The sequence below is a fragment of the Aeromonas sp. 160P genome, assembly GCF_055193095.1.
This window is the reverse complement of record NZ_JBUXKV010000001.1, coordinates 4,217,348-4,243,715: the sequence shown is the minus strand read 5'-3', so window position 1 is coordinate 4,243,715 and position 26,368 is coordinate 4,217,348. Positions and strand designations below refer to the sequence as shown.

Here is a 26,368-nt window from a genome sequence, read left to right as displayed (position 1 = left end):
CGTATCAGAGGGCGCGGCGGCCGGTGACCAGCAGCCAGATAAAGAAGGGGGCACCGATCAAGGCGGTGATAATACCCACCGGCAGTTCGGCCGGGGCCAGCAGGGTGCGCGCCAGCATGTCGGCCGCCAGCAGCAGGGCTGCACCAAGCAGGGCCGAGAGCGGCAGCAACCGGACATGGTTGGGGCCTGCCAGCAAGCGCACCAGATGGGGCACCACCAGCCCGACGAAGCCGATCATCCCCGATACCGCCACCGCCACCCCGACGCCCGCTGCAGTGAGCAGAATAAGGCGGCGCTTGAGGGACTGCACATTGACCCCCAGATGGCGGGCCTCTCCCTCGCCCAGCAACAGGGCATTGAGGGGATTGGCATCGCGCATAAAGAGCCACAGCAGCGCCGCCAGGGTGAGCAGGGCCAGTGCCACATCGGCCGGTTTGCCTGCCGCCAGCGTCCCCATTTGCCACAGGCTCAGGTTGCGCAGCATCTGATCGTCCGCCAGATAGGTGAGCAGGCCGATCACCGCACCGGAGAGCGCCGTGATGGCGACCCCCGCCAGCAGCATGACGGTGACCGAGGTGCCCCCTTCACGGGTGCCGAGCAGATAGACCAGGGTGGTGGTGAGCGCGCCGCCGAGAAAGGCGAGCAGCGGCAGCAGACCAACCCCTATGGTGGCTTGCAACTGCTGGCCATATTGTGGTGCAAGAGGGGCCAGCAGCACGATGGCGAGCGCAGCCCCCAGCGCCGCACCGCCGGAGACTCCTATGATGCCGGGGTCGGCCAGGGGGTTGCGAAACAGCCCCTGCATCACGGCGCCACACAGACCGAGAATGCCCCCTACCGCGATGCAAAGCAGGGTGCGTGGCAGGCGGATCCCCTGCACGATCAGCAGCTTGTGCGCTTCAATCCCGCTCTCCTGCCCGGCAAACAGCGCCCGCAGGCTTTCGCCAAAGGTGAGCGTCATGGGGCCGGTGGCCAGTGAACCGAGCAGCAGCAGCGCCAGTGCGGCCGTGGTGAAGGCCAGCAGCCAGGAGAGGGGCAAGCGCATCATGAACCCTGCTTGATCCACTGGGCGATCTGGTTCGCCTGTTGCAAGGATTTGAGGCTCAGCCCCCCTTGCAGGGCGTGGCCGTTGATGGCGTGAATGGCGTTGAGCTTGCCAGCCGGGGTGGCAGCCAGTGCGGGCACTTCTGCCAGCACCTTGGCTGGATCGGCATATTGCTGCCAGTCACGGCCGCTGACCAGCACCAGATCGGGTTGCATCTCGATGAGGGATTCGGCGGATACCGGCTTGTAGTCGCGCAACTCGGCGACCGGATTGATGCCCCCTGCCAGCGCTACCAGCGCGCTGGCGGTGGTGTTGCCCCCGGCGATGCTGGTGGGCTGACCCTTGTGCAGCAGCAGGAAGGCGACCTTGAGCGGTTTGTTCAGTTTGGCTTGCGCCGCCAGCTGATCGGTCTGGGCCTGGATCTCCGTCTTCAGGCGATCTCCAGCCGTTTTTTCGCCCAGCAGGCTGGAGAGGGTATCGATACGTTGGTTGAGGTTGGCGAGGGTCGGCGCAGTATCCAGCACTTCAACTTTTACGCCAGCACGGCGCAGCTGATCCAGCGTTGGGGCTGGGCCCATCTCGTCGCTGCCCACCAGGCGGGTGGGGGAGAGACTCAGGATCCCTTCGGCGGCCAGGGCCCGGTGATAACCCACCTTGGGCAGCCCTTTTGGCAATGGGCTGCTGACATCGGTGGCGATCAGGCTCGATTCACCACCAAGGGCCAGAATGAGTTCTGTGGTGGCCGGGCCGATACTGACGATACGCTCTTTCTGTCCCTCAGCCGCAACGGCAGAGAAGGGGGGCAATGCGCTGCAGAGCAGGGTGATGACGAGGGCAAAACGACGGCCCATGCTAACCTCCGAAAAGGGTGAATGTAACGGGTGTGCCGCCGAGAATATCAAGGCTTTAAATAAATTGCACTGATAATGATAGCAATTATCAATTGCATTGGTGTCGGTGCTTTATTAGAGTAGCGACCATGATAAACAGCGGGACGACCTGGTCTCGCAGAGGGAGAAAACATGAGCATTGCACAACGCATTCACGCGCTGCTGGAGCAGGATCCCGGCGCTCATCCGTCCACCCTGGCGGCCCAGCTTGCCATCAGTGAATGGGAGGTGGTTCGCCATCTGCCCGCCGAGCTGGTGACCCTGCTGCCCGCCGATCGCGCGCAAGGTCTGTTGGAAGATTTGGCCGACTGGGGCCCGGTAACCACCATAGTTGAATCTGATGGTTCTATCTTCGAGGTGAAGGCCCCCTTCCCGAAAGGTAAAGATGCGCGCGGCTACTACAACCTGATGGGCCGTGACGGCGAGCTGCATGGCCACCTCAAGCTCGACAACGTGGCGGGCATTGCGTTGGTCAGCAAATTGTTCATGGGCAAGGAGGGGCACTCCTTCCAGTTCTTCGGTCACTCTGGTCGCTGCATCTTCAAGGTCTATCTGGGTCGTGACGAGAAACGCCAGCTGCTGGCCGATCAGGTCACCCGTTTCATGGCCCTGCGCCAACAGTCTCAAGAGGAAGTCAAAGCATGAGTGAACGTCAGGAACGTCTGCAGAACCGTCTGCAACCGGAGATCCGCGAGTTTCGCGACAGCTGCCGTACCCTGCAGCTTGCCACTGTCGATAGCGAAGGTAACCCCAACGCCAGTTACGCTCCGTTCGTGCTGCAAGAGGATGGCTACTATGTGCTGATCTCCGAGATCGCTCGCCACGCCCGTAACTTGCAACAGGTGTCCAGGGTCTCCTTGATGCTGATCGAGGATGAGACCGGTGCTCGTGAACTGTTTGCCCGCAAGCGGCTGACCTTTGATGCGGTAGCTGAAGTGGTCGCCCGTGATGACGCCCGTTGGGGCAAGGCGGTGGCGGCGCTGGAAGGGCGTTTTGGCGAGATCGTCAAAGGACTTTCCAACCTCAAGGATTTCAAGCTGTTCCGCCTCAAGCCGGAGCAGGGGCTGTTCGTCAAAGGTTTCGGGCAGGCGTTCGCGGTCTCTGGTGACGAGCTGGTGGATTTCGTCCATCTGGTGGAAGGGCACAAGCGCATCGACAACGGTGCCGAGCTCACCAGCCCGGCCGATGCGCCGGTCTGACGATCCCCTGTCGATAACGACACCAACCATAACAAAACGGGCAGCCACTTGGCTGCCCGTTTTTATTGCGCTATCTCGTTTGGCTTGCGCTATCTCGTCGTCTGGTTTGCTTAATCTTGCCAGGAGGCCTTGTTGGGAAAGGTGCGGCGATCCGCATCAATTGCCGTCTCGTTACACTCGCCCCGCACTTTCCATGAGCTCTGGCTCAGCACTATGTACCCTTCCCGGCAATATTGCTTGCTCGCCAGGGTCTCGGTCAGCAAGTTCTCTTGTAGCGCCTCCCGTTGTTCCAGTAATCGCTGGCTCTGAACCGCAGATAGGCCGCGGGGCAAAGTATCGTTGGGCGCGGCTTCAAAGGTAAACCGCTTGCTTCCCTCCTCGTTGATGTGAGTCAGAAACAGTGGTTCGGGGCCATCATAGGCTTGCCCCGGCAGGCTGCTGCAACCATTGAGCAGCGGAAACAGCAACAACAGGCTAGCGGGCAACAAACGCACGACAGACTCCAGTGAAAAATGCAGCAAGATTAGTAGATTAACATGGCTGCAGGGCAGGAGTGACTGCCAGCAGCTCGTCGGTGGTGAGCAGGGTCACACGTCGCCCCTCCGGCAGGCTGAGGTGGCGCCACATCCAGTGATGATGCTCGACAATCAGGGCGGCGCTCAGGTGCGGGCGATCGGCGGTGGAGTGGCCATCGCTCAATACCAACACCTCGAAGCCATGGGTAGCAGCACTGCGTACTGTGGTATCGACACAAAAATCGGTGGCACAGCCACAGATAATGAGCCGATCGACCGGCTGCTCGGCTAGCAGGAAGGCTAGCTCGGTATCGAGAAAGCTGTCGCTCGCCGTCTTGCGCACCCGGCTATCTCCCTTGGCGGGTTGCAGTTCAGAATGGAGCTGCCAACCCGGCGTGCCGGGCTCCAGTTCGGTGCCGGGTGGCGAGTCATGTTGGATATAGATGACGCGTCCCTGTTGCTGTCTGATATGGGCCGCAGTCCGGTTGATATTGGCCAGCACTTGCTGTTGCTGGTAGTTGGTCGCTTTCAAAACCCCTTGCTGCACATCGATGATCAGTAATACATCCATATTTTACCCGCCGTATCCTGGAAAATTAGGGTTGTAGCCACTGGCTACAGTCACGACTGCGGGATTGATGCAGCGCACTCATATCTTGCTTCATTTCCGCATCGCTTTGCCAGCGCTGTGGCAGCGGCATCAGGCTAACCCGCACATCGGTTGCGCGATCTGCAACAGAGGTCTCATCTATCCGGGGAACCACCAGCGCGACTTTGAGTGACGGATTACGACTGGCGATGCGACTGGCCAGTCCAAGCCCCCCTTCGACATGGAAGTTGCCTGCAATGTGCATGATCTGCTGGCCCGGGTGCGTGGCGAGGTAATCCACCATGCTCTCGGCCATGGTGTCGTCCCAACTGGTCTGGGCGGCGAAGCGGCGAGCATTGCTGTCGGCATCGCCGTGGTGCATTGAGGCCATGAACTTCTGGCGATAGGGGTCATCCCCCAGGGTCAGTTGGCGGGCCAGTTGGCTGCGGCGAGTGACCGGCAGCTTGTCGAGCCACTCAGGCCCCTCCTGACCGACGCAGCTCACCAGCGGCTTGGGGGCGTTGGCGGCGATCACCGGCATCCGGTGTGCTTTGGCAAACTCTATCAGCGGGCGGTAGTCGCTGGGGTAGTTGGGCCAGGCGTTGCCGTCACGGATCAATGCCGCTTCGCCAATCTTGTTGGCGAGATAGGCATCCAGCGTGCCCTGATCGGCGCGGCTGAACTGCTCCATGGACAGTGCCAGCGGCCGCCCGTTTTGTTGACTGACGGTATGAAGTTCGGTCAATAGCCGTGATTGCAGCAGGTGCACACCGGGATGGCTGTGCAGCTCCCCTACTAGGATGATATCGGCGTCGGCAATAGGCGAGATCGCTTGTGTCAGCGTCAGATCCTCTTGGCGGTCATTGCTCAGCCGGTAGTCATAGAGCGTCTGTAGCTGTGAGGAAACGGTCGGTTGGGTGTGGGTAGCGCAGGCGGTCAGCAACAGCGGCAGGGCAAGCAGGGGAAGTCGTTTAATCATGGGATCTCACTGCTGATATGTCCGGATGCCGGTGCATCGCGGGGGCTAAACAAGAATATAGGGACAATACACGGCGACAGTGTAAAACCAATTCAGTTCAAAACAAAATGAGAATGATTTCGTTTATTGTTGACCTTTGTCGAGAGCTGGGTAATATGCGCTCTGTTTGATAACAGTTCTCAATAAGGATTCGCTGTGACCCATCAAAATGCACTCTCTCTGGTCGCCCTTGCCGTCGCTGCCAGCCTCTCTTCCCAAGCCTTTGCTGCCAGTCACAAGGCAGATGAAGTCATGGTCGTCAGCGGCTCACGGATGGAGCAAAAACTGGAAGATGTCTCCGGCCCCATCTCGGTGATCACCGCCAAGCAGATTGAAGAGCAGGTCGTCACCAATGTCGCCGATCTGTTCCGCTACGAGCCCGGTGTGGCCGTGCTCGGCGGTCAGGGTGATGCCCAGACCTTCGTCATCCGCGGCATGGGTGAAAATCGGGTCAAGGTGGTGCGCGACGGGGTTCGCCAGAACGATGCCTACAGCAAGGGCGGGGTCGGTCAGAGTTACTTTGATACCGACATGATCAAGCAGATAGAAGTGGCCAAGGGGCCAGCTTCTGCCGCCTATGGCTCCGATGCGCTGGGTGGCGTTATAGCCATCACTACCAAGGATGCCAGCGACTTCCTCAAGGGCAAGGATAGCTATCTGGATGTGACCAGCGGCTATGCCTCCAGCAGCCACCAGAAGATGGCGGGCTTTACCGGCGCCCTGCGCACCGGCGAGGTAGAGAACCTGCTGCGCTACACCTGGCGCGATGGTGGCGTGACCCAGAATTTCGACTCCAGCAAGAGCGACTTCGATATCGGCACCCACGCCCTGCTGCTCAAGAGCAAGTGGAACCTCTCTGATGAGCAGTTCCTCAAGCTGACCGTCGACTACCTGACCGATGGCGAGGAGCCGGATGCGGTCAAGTTGAACAAGGTTGGTAGCAGGATGGCGCAGGTCTTTGAGCAGCCCATTACCGACAAGCAGACCGACAACCTGTCGCTGGTGCTGGATCACGGTATCGCGCTCAATCAAAGCTGGGCCGATCGGATGGATTCCAAGGTCTACTTCGCCCGCACCAAGCAGACACTGGATCAGTACGCCTCATCCAAATATCCGGTTAACCCGAACAACCCCTATGTGACCAAAAATTCGCTGGATCACAACGTGTTCGATCAGAAGAACATCGGCGCCCAGCTGCAGTTCCACAAGGCCGTGGCCAACCACCGTCTGGCCTGGGGCGCTGAATACGAGCACACCGACAACGAACGTACCCGCTACAAGGGGCCGACCACCCCCGGTGATTTTGCTGGCTACAACGAGCTGAGCTTCCCGGCCACCACCAGCGAGCGCAGCGCCCTGTGGGCCTTTGACGAGATCAAATTTGGTGAGCGCTGGGTGCTGACCCCGGGTGCCCGTTACGACTACTACCGGATGACCCCGGACAACGATCCTGCCTACACTGGCGACCAGTTGCACAAGTTCTCGGAAGGGGAGCTGTCACCCAAGCTGGGTCTGGTGTTCAAGGCCCACGAGGCGGCCAACCTGTTTGCCCAGTACAGCCACGGCTTCAAGACACCCATGTATGACAGCGCCTTCTCCACCTTGAACCATCAGGCCTATGGCTACCGTATCGAGCCCAACCCGAACCTCAATCCGGAGAGCAGCGACGGCATCGATCTCGGCGTACGTGGCAACAGCAACGGCTTCAGCTATGAAGTGGCCAGTTTCTACAACAAGTTCGAAGACTTTATCGAGATGGTGGAAGTGGGCCAGCAGGGGCGCACCGCCGTCTACCAGTACCAGAACCTGAGCAAGGCGACTACCAAAGGGGTCGAAGCCAAGGCGGATTACTGGCTCAACGACATCGTCAATGTCTGGGGAAACCTCGCCTACATCGAAGGCAAGGATGGGGATGGCAACTACATCAACAGCCTGAGCCCGCTCAACGGCTCAGTCGGTGTGCGTCTGGAACAGTCCCAGTGGAACTTCAACACCGCCCTGCGCTTTGCCGACGACATGGACAAGGTGCGCAAGGATGCCAAAGGCAACGATTACGTGAAGGCGGCCGGTTGGGGTGTGGTGGATATGTATGCCCAGTTCAACCCGATGACCGATCTGCAGCTTAACGTCGGGGTCTTCAACCTGTTTGACAAGGAGTACACCAGCTACGAGCGCATCGCCGGTCGTGCCGAGGGTTCCGATAACAGCTTGATGACCGAACCGGGCCGCAACCTGAGTGCACGGGTTAAATACGTATTCTAAAGAGACAACACGCGCAGTGATTGAGGGCTGTTGCCCGAACCGGATCCCCGCCCTGACAGGCGGGGATTTTTCCATTCTAAAGTTGTCTGTTTGCAGAGGGCGCTGGGATGGGTAGGAAATATTTTACTGAAACTTAATGGAGTATACAAAAAAGGCCTCAAAAGAAGAGACCTTAATATATGTGGTTATAGATTATATAACTATCATGCTAAATAATTATATTTTATTGAAGTAGGAGTTGTCATCCGGGTTTTTAACTTTCCACTTGTTATATGCAAACATACAATAACCAAACACCGCGATGATACTAACAGGGCCAAGAATAAGTTGTATCAAAGACCCAACAAAATTCTCATCCCAGCTTGCAGGTCCAGGTACTAATGCTGCAATAGTCGATGCGATGAAAATAATGGCAATCGGGACGATAGATAGCAATGACCAGGTTCGACTCTTGCCAAGAAAGTGAAAATCACGTTCAAAATCAGGATTGTTGGATTTCCAGCGGAGCTTTACATAACCAACAATCATGAAGATAACCGGTAAGGTTGCAGCTCCACCATCAAGATTTCTTACTGCAATTAAAATCGAATTCATGCCAGAGTTGAATTGGCCAAGCATAAACAAAATGATGATGATTGTTACTACAACGCCTTGCATTTTCAATGCGTTTATTGGTGTGCCTTCACTGTTTACCTCGGAGAGTTTATGTCCAAAGATGCCTTTTGGTGCATCAACAAATAGCATTTTTACCGGGGCAGATGTCCACAGCATCAAAGATCCACATAATGTAGTTATCATGAGGAATAGCGCAATGACATTTGTCCACCAGATAGGGAAGTCCAACTGTTGAAAAGCGACATAAATAGCGGATAACAATCCAAGCTTTGATGCCTCTTCAGCAGGTAAAATCATATTCATTAGCAAAGAAGATGTGATAATTATTATTGAGAAAATAAATACATTAAGAATAAGTCCTATTTTGAAATTACGTTCACCACCTCGAATGTTTCGCTTATAGGCAGCAAGAGCTTCTAACCCTCCTAATGATTGCAAGGCCCAGGACATGGATGCAATTTTAGACCAAGATAAATCTATATGATGGACATACTCAGGAATGATTGGCGCGCCATTAAACATCACTGTGCCAGATGATAATTTATACACAGCGGATATGATAAAAATCATAGTTAATGCAAAACCAGCATACCCAGCAAATGACAGCAACCTAGATAGCCATTTTGGACCTTTCATAGAAACCCATGTTGCCAACCAAAAGAGAGCAATAGAGGCAATGCTTATAATTGGTTTAAACCAGGTTTGATTCAATAGTCCGCTAACAAAATCTACGTCGCTGGAGAAGGTATATATGAAATATGTAATGACATTAGGCAGTAAATCAACAAAATAAAATATATTAACGTAAAAGTAGAAGAACCCGGCAATGAACCCCATTTTTCTTCCTAACACGAGGTTTAGCCATGATTGATAACCACTTTCTGATTCACGTAATTTTTTTATTGATGAAAATTCAATGATCATGAATGTATAGGGTATTGCATATAATAATGATGCAAAGGCATACAGTAGCCAAGAGTTGCCACCCCATTCAGTATATTGGCTCACTACACCTTTAAGAACAAAACCACCTCCGGCTATGGAAAAAAACAAAAATGTCATTAATGACATTTTGTATCTTGAATCGGTATTTTCAGACATGTTACTACCACCTTTATCTTATATACAGTCGTTTTAATTTAGAGTGCTTAGATATAAGCACTCTAAATCACATATTTTAAATGGTGCTATGTTAACTTGTTCTTACTGGTCTAATATAAAATGCATAATGATATTTCTTTGCTGGTAGTTGATATTTTTCTGGTGGCAATGAGCGCCAAGAGTTTTGCCCGCCGGTGCCCATTTGAGTTAGATCTATATTCCAGGTGGTGATATTACCTGGTTGTACATCTACGCCATGTTTGCATGACATTGGTGTCAAGCCGGATGCACTGTTACTGTCAGTATCCGGGACAAAATCAAGTTCACTAGCCATAAATGGCCAAGCGCTAGAATTTAACAGATCATTTTCTGCGATAGCCTCAAGACCAAAGCCATCACGATTTAACAAGCGTACCCAACGAATGTCTGTTTTATTTCCGCTCTCTTGAGGTCTTGGATAAGGATGAAATTGTTCCCAAGTTGTACCACCATAGATTCCAACCTTTGCTCCTTTTCTATCAGAATAGGTTTCCACGGGGCCACGGCCAAACCATTGCATATATCTGTATTCAGCAGGTAATGTTAATTGTGTCCCCATACGCATCATGAGGGGTAACTCTTTATCTCCAGGGATGAAATCTACACTAAGATGTATTTCTCCATTGCTCTTAATGGAATAAGTTAACGTATATTTACTGGCGATAGTAGGCAGATCAAATGTAGTGGTGACTACGACATTGTCATTAGATGATTGTTCTATTTCAAGACTTGAGAGAATCCTTTCTTGGCTTGCACTCTGCCATACTTTACCCCACTGGAAAACTCTAGCCCCCAGATCATTATCTGTTAGTCCGCGCCAGAAGTTAGGTTCAAAACCTGTAATAATTAACTCTTTATTATCTACTATAAAATGATCCATTCGTCCATTATTGCGATTGAATGAAATTGAGAAAAATTCACCTTGCAAATGGATATCACTGCTGTCTTTTACCACTTCGATCGCTGAATAATTTTCAGTGCTGGAATGTGTGAATGTTGCTGGTGGAGTCAGGTTAAACTGATCCCAAGCAACCTCGTATCCTATACCAACTAAAGGCATGTCATTTTTAGTTAATGCACTTAGAGTGATGAGGTATTCTTTGCCTTTATTTATTTCAATCTTTTCAAGAGGAATGCTGATTGCTGTTCTCTGTGCAGGAGATACGGTGATAGAGCCCAGATTTCCTGAAGCAAAATCGTGACCATCTACAGATATATTATAGTGAATATCAAGATGTTCTAAATTGATAAAATCATAACGATTTTCAATTTCAAACAATCCTCTTGAGATATTCACAGGATGAAATCTAACCGGTTGGTAAACCTTCTTTACTTCGGCCATATGGGGATGAGGTGTCCGATCAGGAGCAACCAGGCCATCATTCATGAAGTTTCCGTCACTTGGTTGGTCGGGATGATAATCTTTACCATAACCCCAGAATTTTTCTCCCCTGTCATTGACGAGCTCCAGAGCATGATCCATCCACTCCCATATAAATCCACCCTGTAAATTACTATTCTTATCAATTATTTCCCAATAATCATTAAGAATGCCAAGGGAGTTTCCCATTGCATGAGCATATTCAATCATGATCATCGGGCGTTCACTGCCTTGCTTGGCAAACTCTTCTAAACGTTCGAGGGATGGATACATCGGGCAGACAATATCAGTATAAAATTCCTCACCTGCGGGTTCATACTGAATGGGTCTACTATTATCTTTAGTCTTGATCCATTTATATAATGTTTCAAAAACACAGCCAGTACCTGCTTCATTTCCCATTGACCATATAATGATACAAGCATGATTTTTATCTCGTTCAACCATTGCTTGAACACGGTCTAAATGTGCAGGAATCCAGGATTCATCATCACCAATTTGAGTCTCTGGTGTTAACGCTAAGGGATGTGACTCAATATTAGCCTCATCAACAATGTATAGGCCATATTCGTCACATAATTGGTACCAACGTGAATGACATGGAAAGTGACTAGTGCGCACGGCATTAATGTTATGTTCTTTCATTAGGCGAATGTCAGTCAGCATATTTTCTTCTGTAGGAACATGACCTAATGTGGGATGGAGTTCGTGGCGGTTTACTCCTTTTATTTTTATAGCTTTACCATTTACTCTTAATTGGCCATCTACAATTTCAATATGTCTAAAACCGATCTTATGGCTTGTGGTTTCTACAATCTCACCCTGCTTGTTAGTTAACGTGAGCAGCAGTGTATACAAGTCGGGTGTTTCCGCACTCCAGAGATATGGTTTTTCCACATATTCTGAAAAATGAAAAGATTGATTTATACCACTCTTTTCAAAAGTTATTTCTTTATCAATTAATACTTTGAAATCATCTTTATCATCAAGTAACTGGCAGCTTAATGTTAGATCATTTTGTTGATGATTATAGTGTTTAACATCAACATTGAGATCTAGAGTTCCTTTTGTGAAGGTACTATCAAGCAGCGGTTTGCAATGAAAGTTGTAGATCCGAGATGTGCCAGTCGCATAGATGAAAACTTCTCGTTCCAGTCCTGACATATCAAGCATATCTTGCTTTTCTACATAGCTGGCATTGGACCATCTGTAAATTTCAAGGGAAATGGAGTTTTCACCGGGCTTTACATAGGGTGTTATATTAAATTCAGCTGGATTTTTTGCATTTTGGCTATAGCCTACACGTTGACCATTTATCCAGATGAAAGATGCTGTTCTTGCACCGGCTAATTGTAGAAAAATTTGTTTTCCAGACCAACCTTGATCTAAACAAAAGTTACGGCGATATGAACCAACAGGATTATAATCACGCGGGACTTCGGGCCAGTTTGTAACAAAAGGAAAACGCTCGTCAATGTAAATTGCCTTGTCAAATCCTTGCGCCTCCCAGTTACCCGGAACTTGGATGGTAGCCCAATCAGAGACATCATAGGTTTCTTGATAAAAATTCTTTGGTCTCAATTCTGGATTTAGAGCACAATTGAACTGCCATAGTCCATTTAGTGAAAGGTAATTACTTGATTCATGAGGGGTGTTTTTTATAGCAAGATACTTGTTGGTGAACGGAAATATGTGTGGCCGTGGTTCTTCTTTGTTAATACCATTAATCCGATGATTTTCCATTACCATGGGAACATGATTATGTTCCTCATATAATGATATGATTTCTTGCTTGTCGAAAACTACAGCGCTCATGGTTGGTATCCTGTTTTATGAAGGTTTATAAATCTAGGTTGCAGAAAATGTAGTTAAGGAGCTAAACGACATGTAAAACTCTCTGCTGAATACCAACCAGTAGAATTCAGTATCAGCATCATTGATATTTGTGGTTGTCGTTTACATGATCTAATAAGTATCTGTCATCACTATTAAGGAGCTAAAAATAAAGATACACGGACACCATGTAGTGCACTGCATATGCTCGCCTCCTCAAGGTAAAGTTTGGTGTTATCTGGATTTGGTAAATCTTTACCTGTTATTTAAGTAAAATTTACCACTTGCAGTGGGTTGATTATGCGTGTCGTGTCACAAATTTTGAGTTTGTGCTTATCCAAGGGCGGTGTTGTTCGAATCTTTCGTAGATAGGCTGCGGGACGGCAGATAAAAAGAAACCCGCCATGGGCGGGTGGAAGGATTGCAACACTAACCAGGAGGAGGTGTTACCAAGTAGACCCAGCTTCTTCGGTAATAGTTCAATTTTATTGAAGTTTTTCATTTTCTTCGTGGGGTTTCCATCGGGATCTGCGGGGGAGGATGGGTTATCATTCTGCTCCCGTCATCCGGTTGCAGAGGATCTATGCCCGCGTTCTCCTGGTTAGCGCTCTTTTTCGGCGCCTTCTATTTTGTCTACGGCGCTTACTTGCCGTTCTGGTCGCTCTGGCTGGAGGGGGTGGGCGTCAGCGCCGAGATGATAGGGCTCCTGCTGGGGGCGGGGATGGCGATCCGCTTTGCCGGCAACCTGATGGTGATGGGGCAGATCAAGGGGGCTGGCCATCTGCTGCCGGTTACCCGATTGCTCTCCCTGCTCAGTCTGCTGGCGTTTCTCGGTTTCTATCTCAGTCATAACCTCTGGTGGCTGGTGGGCTTGACCCTGCTGGCGAACTTTATCTATCCGACCCTGATGCCGGTGGGGGAGGCGCTGGCGACCCGTATGGTGGTGCAGGCCCACCTCGATTACGGCAAGGTGCGGCTGTGCGGTTCCTTTGCCTTTATTGTCGCCTCGACCCTGGTGGGGGCGCTGGTGGGCAATTTTGGCAGCGAGTGGATTTTGCACACCATGGTGGCGGGGCTGGTGCTGATGCTGCTGCTCAGCTGGCTGCCGCTCTATCCGGCGCCACAAGATAGTCAGGGCGAGCGGACCAAGGCGTCCTTGCTGGTAACCCTGCGCAGCGCACCGGTGCGCCGTTTCCTGCTGCTGACCGCTCTGCTGCAGGGGAGCCACGCCGCCTATTACGGTTTCAGCGCCATCTATTGGAAGGCGCAAGGGTATAGCGGCACCATCATCGGCTATTTGTGGGCGCTCGGAGTAGTGGCGGAGATCTGCATGTTTGCCGCCGACAAGCGTTTCTTGCAGCGCTTTGGCGCCCAGAGCCTCTTTATCGCCGGTGCCATCGGTTGTGTGGTGCGCTGGGTATTGCTGGGGGCCTCGACCGAGCTGTGGGTACTGGTGCTGGGGCAACTGCTCCACGCGGTCACGTTCGGTATGAGCCATCTGGGGGCGGTGCGCTTCATGACTCGCCAGCTGCCCGCCGAGCAGTTGATCCCGACCCAGGCGCTCTATGCGGCCCTTGGCCTGGGCATGACGGTGGCGGCTTTGATGGCAGTCTGCGGCGTGCTGTTCGAGCCCCTCGGCGGCGGCATCTTCTTCCTGATGGTGCTGGTGGTGTTGCCGGTGTTCTTCCTGCGGCTGCGCCCCTTTGCGCAGTCTGCGCAGGAGAGTGCTCCGGCCTGATACCGGTCTATCTGAATCATCACCTAGCAACAGGGAGAGCCATGGCTCTCCCTTTTTCGTTGTCGCGGTTTGCGGCGTTACTGCTGCTCGCCAAGATAGTGGCGGCTGAGGCGGCGCCAGGTATCAGAGCCTATGGTGCCTGCAAGCAGCTCATTGGCGGCGGCATCAAAGCGGCCATCTGGCAGCCAGCCCAGTTGGGGTATCAGTCGCGCCAGGGTGGCGCCATTGTGTTGCAGCTCCCGCTCCAGCGCTTCCCAGAAGGCGCTCCCCTTGACGTAAAAGAGCGGGTAGTAGGAGCGATCGCCAGCCATCACCTCGCGAGCCGCCCGATAGAGGCCGCTCTCGTTATGGGGCAGTTGTTTGCCCCGCTCGGCCAGCTCGTTGACCGCTGTGACCTGATGCAGCCGAAAGCGGCGCAGTGCCTTGATGGCGAGGTACTCGGCGAGGCTCTCGTTGACCCAGGTGGGCTGTGGCGCAGCGTGGCGAGCGCTGAGGATGTGCACCGCCTCGTGGGCCGAGGTGCGCAGCAGGCGCAAGGGGGCCTGTGGCGTCGGTTTGCCAGCATCGGTGGGGTAATTGGCGACAAATACCTGTTCCCCGGCGGCGCCGCCGAGGGAGCGGGTCGCCACATCCCGCCCCAGCCACACCAGTTGCCACGGGTGAGTGGGTGGATCCACATCGAGCTGGAAGGCCAGATAGTCGATGATCTCATTCAGTTGCTGCTGCAAGGCCGGCAGATCGAGCTGATTGGCGGTCTCGTCATGGCTGAGCACCAGCCTCGGGTCCGGCTTGGTGACGGGCACTGTTTCCAGACCAAATGGCAGGATCAGCGGCGGCTGGTTGAGATCCGGCAACGGCTGGCAGCTGCTATCCGGCAGACAGATCTCCCCTCGGTGGCTCCCCTGCTGGCGCACCAGATTGCCCCACTCGGTCAATAGCCACTGGTTGGGGGCAAACAGCAGCGACTGTTGGGCCGAGGCATCAGCACCCACTGTCGGAGCGGGTGTGAGCGTGATCTGCCAGCCGATCTCTTTGCAGGATAAGGGTTGGTTGAGGGCAACCGGCTGGTTGTCTGCAAGGCAGACCAGCGCGGGGGAAACCGGCGCGGCACTGCTCGGCAACTGGCGAGCGGGGAGCAGGGTAAAAGGGGGCTCGCCCTGCATGGTGAGGCGCACTCGCAGCACATTGGCGTTGGCGCCCTGCTCGATAAGGTAGCGGGGGCCTTGCGTGCCATCGGCGGCGCAGGCCCATCGTGGCAGCAACCACTGTGGCAGCAGCCACAGGGCAAGCAGGGTGATATGACGGCTCATAAGGGGGTTAGCGCTCCTGCTCGTAGCCCAGCAGATCGCCGGGCTGGCATTTGAGTTCACGGCAGATGGCCTCCAGGGTGGAGAAGCGCACCGCCTTGGCGTGGCCATTTTTGAGGATCGAGAGGTTGGCCTCGGTGATGTCGATGCGCTGGGCCAGTTCGCGGGCGGTCATCTTGCGTTCGGTCAGCAGGGCATCGAGCCGGATGATAATGGGCATAGGATCCTCACACCGTCAGTTGCTGTTCGTCGGCCAGCAGTTTGGCCTCGCGCATCACCAGTGCCAGCGCCAGTACGATAAGTCCCGCCAGCAGTACCCGAAAATCGGAGGTACTCAGAGAGATGGTACCGAGTACTTCTGGGCCTCTCATGGTGAGCACCGTATCCAGCAGGGGGAGGTGGATCAACTCGACCACGAAGCTTGCACAGAGCAGCAGCCCGATCTGCCGGTAGCGACGGATCTGCTCGAAGGTGAACAGCAGACCGGCGCGGTAGCTGCGAAACAGCTGACGCAGTTGCCACAGCATCAGCATGAAGACCAGATCCGGCAGCAACTGCACCAGGGTGCCGAGCAGCCGGGTGGGGAAGTGAAGCGGATAGTCTGCAGGATTGATGCCGGGACGGTTCAAGATGGTATTGAGCTTATCCTGCAGCAAATCGGCGCCACCGAAGGGGGTCCACACCTCCAGCAACGTGATCAAAGGGGTAGCCAGCAGTGCCAACAGCAGCAGCCATTCGATCAGCATGCTCGAGCGTTCGAGTTTGTTGGATATCATCTCATTCCTCGCCGTGATGTTTTTATCTGAAAGGTAAAGTTTATCGTTTATCAATATTCACATCGGCGATGTTTATTGTTTTACGATATACAGTCAAGGCAAAACTTATTGAAAAACGATAATTTCGATCTGTCCGAAGGGGATGACTTTTGGCTGCCGCCTCTCTAGACTGGCGAGGTTGTATACAAAAACTCAACATGGACAAGGAGTTATCGATGCACCAGGGATGGCTGCTGATCGGATTGTCGCTCACCTATCTGGGGCTGCTGTTTCTGATCGCCTTCGTGGCAGACAAGCACAAACGGCACCGTCTCAAGGGGCAACCGCTGCTCTACAGTCTGTCGCTGGCGGTCTACTGCACCTCCTGGACCTTCTTCGGCACCGTGGGGCAGGCGAGTGAATCCCCCTGGTCGCCGGTGCCCATCTACCTTGGCCCCATGCTGGTCTTTCTGTTTGGTTGGCGGCTGCTGGCCCGCCTCATTCTGGTGGCCAAGCGCGAGCACATCACCTCCATCGCCGACTTTATCGCCGCCCGTTACGGCAAATCCCAACGGCTCGCCATGGTGATCTCCCTCATCGCCATCATGGGGATCCTCCCCTATCTGGTGTTGCAGCTCAAAGCCATCGTCACCGGGCTAGATCTGCTGATGGTCAACAGCGGCGGCATCAGCCCGACCAGCAATACCAGCGAGCTGGCGCTCGGGGTCACCCTGCTGCTGGCGCTGTTCAGCATCCTGTTTGGTACCCGCCATCTCGATGCCACCGAGCACCACAGGGGGATGGTGGTAGCCATCGCCTTCGAGTCGGTGGTGAAGCTGCTGGCCTTTATCGCGGTGGGGGGCTTTGCCCTCTGGCTGATCTTGAGCAAACCCGGCGTTGCCCACGAGCAGGTGACCCGCGACTTCTTTGCACAGGTGATGGCGGTGAGCCCCGGCAATCTGCTGGAGCTTGCCATCTATACGGTGCTGGCGATGTGTGCCGTTATCTGCCTGCCGCGCCAGTTTCATGTGACTGTGGTGGAGAACAATCAGGGCCAGGATCTCCACTGGGCGCGCTGGATCTTCCCGCTCTACCTGTTCGTGATGGGACTCTTTATCTGGCCGCTGGCGCTGGCGGGCAAGCTGTGGCTGGGGGCTGAGGTGGCTTCCGACACCTATGTGATCAGCTTGCCGATGGCCCTCGGTTTTGATGGCATGGCGATGCTGGCCTTTCTCGGCGGCACCTCGGCGGCCACCGGCATGGTGATCGTCTGCACCATCGCGCTGGCGATCATGGTGAGCAACGATCTGGTGCTGCCGGTGCTGCTGCGTCGCTTCTGGCGCCAAGGGCGTGACGAGCGGCTGGTGCGGCTGCTGCTGCAGGTGCGCCGTGGCGCCATCCTGCTGATCTTGCTGGCGGCCTGGGGGCTCTACCTCTGGCTCGGCGATCTCACCAGTCTCTCCCGCATCGGCTATCTCTCCTTTGGCGCGGTGGCCCAGTTTGCGCCGGCCTTGCTGCTTGGCCTCTACTGGCGCCACGGCAATCGCAAAGGGGTCTATCTTGGTCTTTTCCTCGGGGTGAGCCTCTGGTTCGTGACCCTGCTGGTGGAGAGCGGATTGCTGGCCGGTTCACCGTTGGCTGCGCTGCTGGCACCGCCGGACTGGCCCGCCTTTCGCGATCTCAGCCTGGGCGCCTGGTGCATCTTCCTGAGTCTCGTGCTCAACCTGCTCGGCTACGTGGTTGGCTCGCTGCTGTCGCGCCCGGCGGTGAGCGAGCGGTTGCAGGCGGCCAACTTCGTCGGCAAGCCGAGCCGTGATACCGCCGCTCTCTATCAGGCGCGGGTCTCGGTCAAGGAGCTGGAGATGCTGGCGGCCCGCTTTGTCGGTTCGAGCCGGGTCAAGCGTGCCTTTGGCCGTTTCGCCGGTGAGCGGGGCGGCACCCTTGCGCCGCAAATGCAGGCCTCGGCCGAATTGATCGCTCACACCGAGCGGCTGCTGGCGGGGGTGTTTGGCACCTCGTCGGCGCGGCTGGTGCTCGCCTCTGCCCTGCAGGGGCGCAACATGCAGCTTGAGGAGATCGCTACCATAGTCGATGAGGCCTCTGACGTGTTTCGCTTCAACCGCGGCCTGCTGCAGGGGGCGATCGAGCATATCGGGCAGGGGATCTCGGTGGTGGACAGGGAGCTCCGGCTGGTGGCCTGGAATCGCCGCTACATCGAGCTGTTTCACTATCCGCCGGGGCTTATTCAGGCGGGGCGCTCCATCGAGCAGATCATCCGCTACAACGCCGAGCAGGGGCTCTGTGGCCTCGGTGATATCGAGGATCACGTAGCGCGGCGGGTCGCCTTTATGAAGCGCGGCAGCGCCCATATCTCGGCGCGGGAGCGCCCCGATGGGCGGGTGATCGAGATGCAGGGCAACCCCATGCCCGCCGGTGGTTTCGTCATGACCTTTACCGACATCACCCCGTTTCGCGATGCCGAACGGGTGCTGCGCGAAGCGAACGAACATCTGGAGGCGCGGGTGGCCGAGCGTACTCACGAACTCTCCGAACTCAACCGCCAGTTGCTGCTGGTGAACCAGCAGGTGGAGCGGGCCAACCACTCCAAGAGCCGTTTTTTGGCGGCGGTCAGCCACGATCTGACCCAGCCTCTCAATGCCGCCAAGCTGTTTACCTCCTCCCTGCTGGAGATGTTGCCGCCATCTGGCGAGCAGGCCCGCATCGCCCGCCATATCGACGATGCGTTGGGGGCGACCGAAGATCTCATCACCGATCTGCTCGATATCTCGCGGCTCGAAGCGGGCAAGTTCAAGGCCAAGAAGATCGACTTCGCCCTGCGCGATCTGTTCGACAACCTCAAGGCTGAGTTTGGCGTACTGGCGCAGGCGGGGGGGATCCACTTCTCGGTGGTGGAGAGCAAGCATGCGGTGCACAGCGATGTGCGGCTGCTGCGGCGAGTGCTGCAGAACTTCCTCACCAATGCGTTTCGCTATAACCCGGCTGGCCGGGTGCTGCTCGGTTGTCGCCGGATCGGGGAGAAGATCCGCATCGAGGTGTGGGACAACGGCCCCGGCATCCCGCAGGACAAGCAGGAGGCAATTTTCGACGAGTTCTCCCGCCTCGATCACTCCCGCACCGCCAAGGAGCAGGGGCTGGGTCTGGGGCTCGCCATCGCCCGTGGCATTTCGCAGGTGCTCGGTCATCAGCTCACCCTGCAGAGCTGGCCGGGCAAGGGCTCGGTCTTTGCGGTGACCCTCACGCTTGCCACCCGCCCGGTCGTGCCCCATCAGTTGGCCGCGCCTGCGGTGCGCGATAGCCAGCTGGAGGGGGTGACCGTGCTCTGCATCGATAACGAGCGGGACATTCTGACCGCCATGAGCACCCTGCTCGGGCGTTGGGGCTGCGAGGTGCAGTGCGCCGTCGATCTGGTCGAAGCCGAGGCGCTGCTGGCAGAAGGGTTTGTGCCGAGACTGGTGCTCTCCGACTATCACCTTGACGACGGCAAGACCGGGCTGGAGGCGCTGGCTGCGCTGCAGCAGGTGTGTGGCGACGAGCTGGGGGGCATCATCATCAGTGCCGATCGCAAGAGCGAGTTGCAGGGGCAGATCCGCGAGAAGGGTTACGGCTACATCAGCAAGCCGGTCAAACCGCTCAAACTGCGGGCCCTGATGAACAGCCTGTTGCTGCGGTAGCAGCGCCCGGGGCAGCAAGCCGTGAACCGGCTCACAAAACCGTGCAAATATGGCGACAGCCATCGTCATGATGGCTTGTCATACATGGCCCCGGATTGGCGATGATCCCTTCACTATTTCGTGTGATAACGACCGATTGCCACTCTGGTACGCCACTTGTTGTGAAAGTCGACAGTAGCGCGGCAAATCCGCTCACTCTATAGTCGGGATGCGATTTTTTTTATCGCGAATGAAGTAGCTAAAGGGCAAACCGATTGTGAGGTCGGGACGCAAAGCTTCCGGTCCAGGGATGAGCCGTACTGAGATAGCGGGGTCACCACAGGTTGTTGTTGTGCACCTTTGCCAAGAGGCCGCACTGCAGTCTGCGTTACCTGTCAGACGCGTTGTCCTTTTTCGTTGTCCACATAACGAAATAGGGAAATATAAAAAAATGCCAAGTCCAAAACCTACCATGCTGGCCCTCGCGGTCGGTCTATGTTGTGCCTCGTCCGCTTATGCTGCGGCGCCCGGCAAGCCGACCATCGGCTGGGGCCCCACCAAGTTTTCCATCGTTGAAGTCGATCAGGCGGCCACTGCCTACAACAATCTGGTCAAGCGGAAGGATGCCGCCGATGTGGAGGTGAACTGGAACCTCTGGAGTGGCGATCTGGGCCAGAGTGCCAAAGTGTTGCTCAATGGCCTGGAGGTGTGGTCCGGCCCCTCGGCCGCGGCGGGGAGCGCCAAATTCAAGGTGAAGAAAGGGGGGCGTTACCAGATGCAGGTGGCGCTGTGCAACGCCGATGGCTGCACCCTGTCTGATGCCAAGGAGATCGTGGTCGCCGATACCGACGGCAGCCACTTGGCGCCACTCAAGGCCGCGCTGCAAGAGAACAACAAGCCCTACGCCAACAAGTCCGGCAAGGTGGTGGGGACTTATTACGTGGAGTGGGGGGTCTATGGCCGCAAGTTTACCGTCGACAAGATCCCGGCCCAGAACCTGACCCATATCCTCTATGGTTTCACCCCCATCTGCGGCGGGGATGGCCTCAACGACAGTCTCAAAGGGATCGAAGGGAGCTTCCAGGCGCTGCAGAAGGCGTGTGCTGGCCGCGCCGACTTCAAGGTGGCGATGCACGATCCCTGGGCTGCCATCCAGATGCCGCAAGGCCGCCTTACCGCCCATGACGAGCCTTACAAGGGCAACTTTGGCAACCTGATGGCACTCAAGCAGGCCTATCCGAACCTCAAGATCCTCCCCTCGGTCGGTGGCTGGACTCTCTCCGACCCCTTCTACTTCCTCGGTGACAAAACCAAGCGCGATGTGTTCGTCGGCTCGGTGAAGGAGTTCCTGCAGACCTGGAAGTTCTTCGACGGTGTGGATATCGACTGGGAGTACCCGGGCGGACAGGGCGCCAACCCGAAACTGGGCAGCCCGAGCGATGGTGCCACCTATGTGACCCTGATGAAGGAGCTGCGGGCCATGCTCGACGAGCTGGAGGCCGAGACCGGTCGCCAGTATGAGCTCACCTCGGCCATCGGGGCAGGGGGCGACAAGATCCAGGATGTGGACTACAAGGCGGCCCAGCCTTACATGGATCACATCTTCATGATGACCTACGACTACAACGGTGGCTGGAGCAACACCGAGCTGGGTCACCAGACCAACCTCTATGCGGCGAGCTGGGATCCCAATACCAAGTACACCACCGACAAGGCGGTCAATCAGCTGCTGGCGCAGGGGGTTGACCCCGGCAAGCTGGTGGTCGGGGCCGCTATGTATGGCCGTGGCTGGACCGGGGTGAGCGGTTATCAGGGCAACAACCCCTTCACCGGCAAGGCGACCGGCAAGGTGAAAGGCACCTGGGAAGATGGGGTGGTGGATTACCGCGACATCGTCAACAACCGGATGGGGGCTGGCTGGGAGCAGGGTTACGACGAAGTGGCCGAGGGGCCCTATCTGTTCAAGGCGGCGACCGGCGATCTCATCACCTATGACAACGAGCGTTCGGTCAAGGCCAAGGGGCAGTATGTGCTGGCCAACAAGCTCGGTGGCCTCTTCTCCTGGGAGATCGATGCCGACAACGGCGACATCCTCAACGCCATGCATGAAGGATTGGGCCACGGCAGTGGCATCACGCCGCCGGTCAACAAGCCGCCATTGGCCAACGCGGGCAGTGACCTCAAGGTGACCGGCCCGGCCGAGGTGACGCTGGATGGTTCGGCCTCTCACGATCCGGAGAACAGCGCTCTCAGCTACAGCTGGAAGCAGATCTCCGGGCCGCAGGCTGGCTTGCTCGATGCCACTCAAGCCAAGGCCCGCGTGGTATTGAACGCCGTGGCAGCCGACATCAATCTGGTGTTCGAGCTGACGGTGACCGATGACCAGCAGTTGAGTGCCAAGGATCAGGTGGTGGTGACCAACAAGGCGCCGCAAGCCAACCTGGCGCCGGTGGTGAGCGTGCCAGCCACGGCATCTGTAGAGTCGGGCAAGCAAGTGACCATCAAGGCCACCGCCTCCGATCCGAACGGTGATCCCCTGACCTATCAGTGGAGCGTGCCGGCAGGCCTCACCGCGACAGGCCAGAACAGCGCCACCCTGATAGTGACCGGCCCGAGCGTGACCAGCGACACCGGCTATGACCTGAGCCTCACCGTCTCCGACGGCGGGCTGGATGCCAGCGCGGCAACCCGTCTGACGGTCAAACCGGCCAGCGGCGGTGGTGGCTGCACGGCGACCGATCCGGATGCAGTCAATTGGCCAGTCTGGAAAGCGGCAACCACCTATAACAGCGGTGACAAGGTGAGCCACAACCAGCTGGTGTGGCAGGCCAAGTACTGGACTCAGGGCAACGAGCCGAGCCGCACCACGGATCAGTGGCTGCTGGTGAGCAAGGTGCAACTGGGTTGGGATGCCAATGTGGCCTACAACGGTGGCGAGATCACCACTTATAACGGCCGTCAGTGGAAGGCGCAGTACTGGACCAAGGGCAGCGAGCCCGGCAAACACGACGTCTGGCAGGATGTGGGGGCCGCCAGCTGTAAATAAGAGTTGAATGGTCACGGGGCATGCCAGTCATGCCCCGTTTTTTTTGTCTGGCAATCAGTGCCAGCGCCTCTTTACCCCACCGCGCTCTGACATTCAGTGGGCCACCACGCCACTTTTTGGTTAGGGGCGGTACTGGCGACCCCGGGCGTAAAGTCAAACGAACAATTTTGTCGTATCTGAATGGTCAATTGGGTGGGGGGAGGCTGCGGGGCCGGTGACAAAAGCGCGCTGATAAAACCATTATTAATTCATGTTCAGGGTGGTATTTCGTAAATGACACTTTTGTTAGTTATTGTTTTTTATCGGTTTATTTTATGGCTCGATCCATGGCCAAGCCATGGCCTCTGTTGTTGTGAACAAAGTGTATGTTTCAATCATCTGGCTTTAAACAATTAACCCTTAAAAATTAAACACTTGTGGCGTTTCTTTTCGAGGGAAAAGGCAATGGTCGGATTTGTTTAATCCCTTGAATACCCATATAGTCAATCAGTGATTATTTATCGCCGAGAATAAAGTTGTGCTAAGGGCAAACCGATTGAAAAGTCGGGACGCAAAGCTTCCGGTTTAAGGGACATGTTTACCTAAGATAGCGGGGCCACCACAGTGTTATGCAGACTGCCTTTGCCAAGGGGTGGTCATCTTTGTGTTACCTGTCGTGTTGCGTTGCCCTTTCGTTTTTCAATAACGTAAAGGAAAGCAATATGCTAAGTCCAAAACCTGCGTTGCTGGCCATGATGGTCGGTAGCCTGCTCGCCTCATCGGCCGCCTATGCCGCCGCTCCCGGTAAACCCGCCATTGGTTGGGGCCCTACCAAGTTTGCCATTGTCGAAGTCAATCCCTCCGCGAGTGCATACAACCAACTGGTGACCCGCAAAGACGCCGCCGATGTCACCGTTACCTGGAACATCTGGAGTGGCGATATTGGCCAGACCGCCAAAGTGCTGCTGGATGGCAAGGAAGTGTGGTCAGGTCCCTCTTCTGCGGCCGGCACCGCCACCTTCAAGGTGAACAAAGGTGGTCGCTATCAGATGCAGGTCGCGCTGTGCAACGGCGATGGTTGCACCCTGTCTGATGCCAAAGAGATCCTGATTGCCGATACTGATGGTAGTCACCTTGTTCCGCTCAAGCCGACTCTGCAAGAACACAACAAGCCCTATGCCAACAAATCCGGCAAGGTTGTCGGTACCTACTTCGTTGAGTGGGGCGTTTATGGTCGAAATTTCCCGGTAAACAAGATCCCGGCACAGAACCTGACCCATATCCTCTATGGCTTCACCCCTATTTGCGGCGGTGATGGCATCAACGACAGCCTCAAAGAGATCGAAAACGGCAACAGCTTCCGAGCGCTGCAAAAATCCTGTGCCGGTCGCGAAGATTTCAAGGTTGCGATCCACGATCCTTGGGCTGCGATACAAGCGCCACAAGGCACGCTGGGTGCCTGGGACGAGCCCTACAAGGGCAACTTCGGTAACCTGATGGCCCTCAAGCAGGCCTATCCGGACCTGAAGATCCTCCCTTCCGTCGGCGGCTGGACTCTCTCCGACCCCTTCTACTTCATGCATGACAAGGCAAAGCGTGACGTGTTCGTCGCCTCGGTCAAAGAGTTCCTGCAGACCTGGAAGTTCTTTGACGGCGTCGATATCGACTATGAGTTTCCGGGTGGTGACGGCGCCAACCCCAACCTGGGCGACAAGACCAAGGATGGGGCTACCTATGTGCTGATCATGAAAGAGCTGCGCGCCATGCTCGACGAGCTGGAAGCAGAGACCGGTCGCACCTATGAGCTGACCTCTGCCATCGGTGCCGGTTATGACAAGATTGAAGATGTGGATTACAAGGCTGCCCAGCAGTACATGGATTACCTCTTCGTGATGAGCTACGACTACAACGGTGGCTGGAGCAATACCCAGCTGGGTCATCAGGCCAACCTGTATCAAGCGACCAATGGCTCCGCCAACAAGCGTTACAACACCAATGAAGCGGTCAATCTGCTATTGGCACAAGGTGTCGACTCCGAAAAACTGGTGGTCGGTGCGGCGGCTTATGGCCGTGGCTGGAAAGGGGTGAGCGGCTATCAGGGCAACGATCCCTTCACCGGTACCGCAACTGGCAAGATCAAGGGTACCTGGGAAGATGGCGTGGTCGATTATCGCCAGATCGTCAATAACCACATGGGTGCGGGTTGGGAATACAACTACGACGAGACCGCAGAAGCGGCGACCCTGTTCAAGCCCTCCACTGGCGAGCTGATCACTTATGATGACGATCGCTCCGTCAAGGCCAAGGGCCAGTATGTGCTGGCCAACAAGCTGGGTGGCCTCTTCTCCTGGGAGATCGATGCCGATAACGGCGACATCCTCAACGCCATGCATGAAGGCCTCGGTCATGGTGAAGGGATCACCCCGCCAGTCAACAAGCCGCCGGTAGCCAATGCGGGCAGCGATGTGGCGGTGACCGGCCCGGCCACCCTGATGCTGGATGGTTCCGCCTCCCACGATCCGGAAAAGGGTACCCTGACCTACAGCTGGAAGCAGATCTCCGGTCCGCAGGCCGTACTGGGTGATACCACGCAAGCCAAGGTTCGGGCCGATGTGAACGCCGTCAGTGCCGATACCCAACTGGTATTCGAGCTGACCGTGACCGATGACCAGCAACTGGCTGCCAAGGATCAGGTGGTGGTGACCAACAAGGCACCGCAACCCAACCTGCCTCCGGTCGTTACGCTGCCTGCCAGCTTCAAAGTAGAAGAGGGCAAGCAGGTGAGCATCACTGCCAAGGCATCCGATCCCAATGGCGACGAGCTGATCTACCAATGGCAAGTGCCTGCCGGGATCACGGCCACCGGCCAGAACAGCGAGACTCTGGTCGTCACTGGCCCCGCAGTGGATGTCGAGACTGGCTATGACCTGACCCTGACCGTCTCCGATGGCGCACTCGACGCCAGCGCAGCAACTCGTCTTACCGTTACGCCGATTAACGATGGCGGTGAAGGTGGCGACAGCTGTACCACCACAGACCCTGAAGCTGCCAACCAGCCTGCATGGCAGGCCAGCAAGGTCTACAACGGTGGTGACAAGGTCAGCCATAACCAGCTGGTATGGCGTGCCAAATACTGGACCCAGGGCAATGAACCGAGCCGCACTGCGGATCAGTGGTCACTGGAGAGCCAGGTTGATCTGGGCTGGAACGCTGCTGTTGTCTACAACGGTGGGGACCTGACCAACCACAACGGTCGTCAATGGAAGGCCAAGTGGTGGACTCAAGGTAATGAGCCGGGCAAGCACGATGTCTGGGTTGATGTCGGTGCAGCAAGCTGCCGTTAAGTTGAGATCATTATGATTGTGGCGGGGTCTGTTCAGACCCC

Annotated in this window: 17 protein-coding genes and 2 riboswitches; of the genes, 7 read left to right on the top strand and 10 right to left on the bottom strand. The window is 55.7% G+C overall.

Annotated features, from left to right (window positions below):
* Window positions 1–4: 4 nt before the first annotated feature.
* The gene (locus tag ACY8FN_RS19675; RefSeq protein WP_463100971.1) at window positions 5–1,048 is read right to left on the bottom strand and encodes a FecCD family ABC transporter permease; all 1,044 of its coding nucleotides are present in this window, start codon (window positions 1,046–1,048) and stop codon (window positions 5–7) included.
* Window positions 1,045–1,896: a heme/hemin ABC transporter substrate-binding protein gene (locus ACY8FN_RS19670; RefSeq protein ID WP_463100970.1), complete on the bottom strand. Its 852-nt coding sequence runs from the start codon at window positions 1,894–1,896 to the stop codon at window positions 1,045–1,047. The genes ACY8FN_RS19675 and ACY8FN_RS19670 overlap by 4 nt, the downstream gene beginning before the upstream one ends.
* A gap of 171 nt (window positions 1,897–2,067) precedes the next feature.
* Here ACY8FN_RS19670 and hutX point away from each other — a divergent pair, with 171 nt between their 5' ends.
* Together hutX and hutZ are read left to right on the top strand one after the other, a co-directional pair.
* On the top strand, window positions 2,068–2,580 hold the full coding sequence (gene hutX / locus ACY8FN_RS19665; protein ID WP_438579176.1) for a heme utilization cystosolic carrier protein HutX: 513 nt from the start codon (window positions 2,068–2,070) through the stop codon (window positions 2,578–2,580).
* Complete coding sequence (hutZ, locus tag ACY8FN_RS19660) at window positions 2,577–3,134, top strand: heme utilization protein HutZ (protein WP_101347854.1); 558 nt, start codon at window positions 2,577–2,579, stop codon at window positions 3,132–3,134. The genes hutX and hutZ overlap by 4 nt, the downstream gene beginning before the upstream one ends.
* Before the next feature lie 110 nt (window positions 3,135–3,244).
* Here hutZ and ACY8FN_RS19655 read toward each other — a convergent pair whose 3' ends face one another.
* From ACY8FN_RS19655 to ACY8FN_RS19645, 3 genes are read right to left on the bottom strand one after another with little or no spacing between them, the layout of a single operon-like run.
* The gene (locus ACY8FN_RS19655) at window positions 3,245–3,628 is read right to left on the bottom strand and encodes a hypothetical protein (RefSeq protein WP_042021714.1); all 384 of its coding nucleotides are present in this window, start codon (window positions 3,626–3,628) and stop codon (window positions 3,245–3,247) included.
* A 37-nt stretch (window positions 3,629–3,665) separates the two neighbouring features.
* Window positions 3,666–4,220, bottom strand: a complete 555-nt coding sequence (locus tag ACY8FN_RS19650) for a cysteine hydrolase family protein (RefSeq protein ID WP_139730159.1) — start codon at window positions 4,218–4,220, stop codon at window positions 3,666–3,668.
* A 25-nt stretch (window positions 4,221–4,245) separates the two neighbouring features.
* A complete protein-coding gene (locus ACY8FN_RS19645; protein ID WP_463100969.1) occupies window positions 4,246–5,217 on the bottom strand; it encodes a ChaN family lipoprotein in 972 nt (323 codons plus the stop codon).
* Window positions 5,218–5,412: 195 nt separating this feature from the next.
* On the opposite strand from ACY8FN_RS19645, the gene ACY8FN_RS19640 reads away from it, so the two are divergent.
* A complete protein-coding gene (locus ACY8FN_RS19640; RefSeq protein WP_463100968.1) occupies window positions 5,413–7,518 on the top strand; it encodes a TonB-dependent hemoglobin/transferrin/lactoferrin family receptor in 2,106 nt (701 codons plus the stop codon).
* 216 nt (window positions 7,519–7,734) lie between these two features.
* Here ACY8FN_RS19640 and ACY8FN_RS19635 read toward each other — a convergent pair whose 3' ends face one another.
* Together ACY8FN_RS19635 and ACY8FN_RS19630 are read right to left on the bottom strand one after the other, a co-directional pair.
* Window positions 7,735–9,234, bottom strand: coding sequence for an APC family permease (locus tag ACY8FN_RS19635; RefSeq protein WP_139693827.1), 1,500 nt, complete (start codon window positions 9,232–9,234; stop codon window positions 7,735–7,737).
* Window positions 9,235–9,325: 91 nt separating this feature from the next.
* Window positions 9,326–12,469 (bottom strand): glycoside hydrolase family 2 TIM barrel-domain containing protein, encoded by a 3,144-nt coding sequence (locus ACY8FN_RS19630; protein ID WP_463100967.1) that lies wholly within the window; start codon window positions 12,467–12,469, stop codon window positions 9,326–9,328.
* Between the two features lie 601 nt (window positions 12,470–13,070).
* Here ACY8FN_RS19630 and ACY8FN_RS19625 point away from each other — a divergent pair.
* Window positions 13,071–14,225, top strand: a complete 1,155-nt coding sequence (locus ACY8FN_RS19625; RefSeq protein ID WP_463100966.1) for a 3-phenylpropionate MFS transporter — start codon at window positions 13,071–13,073, stop codon at window positions 14,223–14,225.
* A 77-nt stretch (window positions 14,226–14,302) separates the two neighbouring features.
* On the opposite strand, the gene ACY8FN_RS19620 is transcribed toward ACY8FN_RS19625, so the two are convergent.
* The 3 genes from ACY8FN_RS19620 to ACY8FN_RS19610 are packed head-to-tail and all read right to left on the bottom strand — an operon-like array spanning window position 14,303 to window position 16,308.
* A complete protein-coding gene (locus ACY8FN_RS19620) occupies window positions 14,303–15,535 on the bottom strand; it encodes a hypothetical protein (protein ID WP_463100965.1) in 1,233 nt (410 codons plus the stop codon).
* Window positions 15,536–15,542: 7 nt separating this feature from the next.
* The gene (locus ACY8FN_RS19615) at window positions 15,543–15,752 is read right to left on the bottom strand and encodes a helix-turn-helix domain-containing protein (protein ID WP_101316315.1); all 210 of its coding nucleotides are present in this window, start codon (window positions 15,750–15,752) and stop codon (window positions 15,543–15,545) included.
* Window positions 15,753–15,759: 7 nt separating this feature from the next.
* Window positions 15,760–16,308 (bottom strand): DUF2975 domain-containing protein, encoded by a 549-nt coding sequence (locus ACY8FN_RS19610; protein WP_463100964.1) that lies wholly within the window; start codon window positions 16,306–16,308, stop codon window positions 15,760–15,762.
* 215 nt (window positions 16,309–16,523) lie between these two features.
* Between ACY8FN_RS19610 and ACY8FN_RS19605 the strand changes: the two genes are divergently transcribed.
* The 3 genes from ACY8FN_RS19605 to ACY8FN_RS19595 all read left to right on the top strand — a co-directional run bounded on the left by ACY8FN_RS19605 (window position 16,524) and on the right by ACY8FN_RS19595 (window position 26,327).
* A complete protein-coding gene (locus ACY8FN_RS19605) occupies window positions 16,524–19,979 on the top strand; it encodes a hybrid sensor histidine kinase/response regulator (RefSeq protein ID WP_463100963.1) in 3,456 nt (1,151 codons plus the stop codon).
* A gap of 234 nt (window positions 19,980–20,213) precedes the next feature.
* A riboswitch (cyclic di-GMP riboswitch) is annotated at window positions 20,214–20,300 on the top strand.
* 109 nt (window positions 20,301–20,409) lie between these two features.
* A complete protein-coding gene (locus tag ACY8FN_RS19600; protein ID WP_463100962.1) occupies window positions 20,410–23,004 on the top strand; it encodes a glycosyl hydrolase family 18 protein in 2,595 nt (864 codons plus the stop codon).
* 515 nt (window positions 23,005–23,519) lie between these two features.
* Window positions 23,520–23,607: riboswitch (cyclic di-GMP riboswitch) on the top strand.
* A gap of 98 nt (window positions 23,608–23,705) precedes the next feature.
* Window positions 23,706–26,327, top strand: a complete 2,622-nt coding sequence (locus tag ACY8FN_RS19595; RefSeq protein ID WP_463100961.1) for a glycosyl hydrolase family 18 protein — start codon at window positions 23,706–23,708, stop codon at window positions 26,325–26,327.
* Window positions 26,328–26,368: the final 41 nt, after the last annotated feature.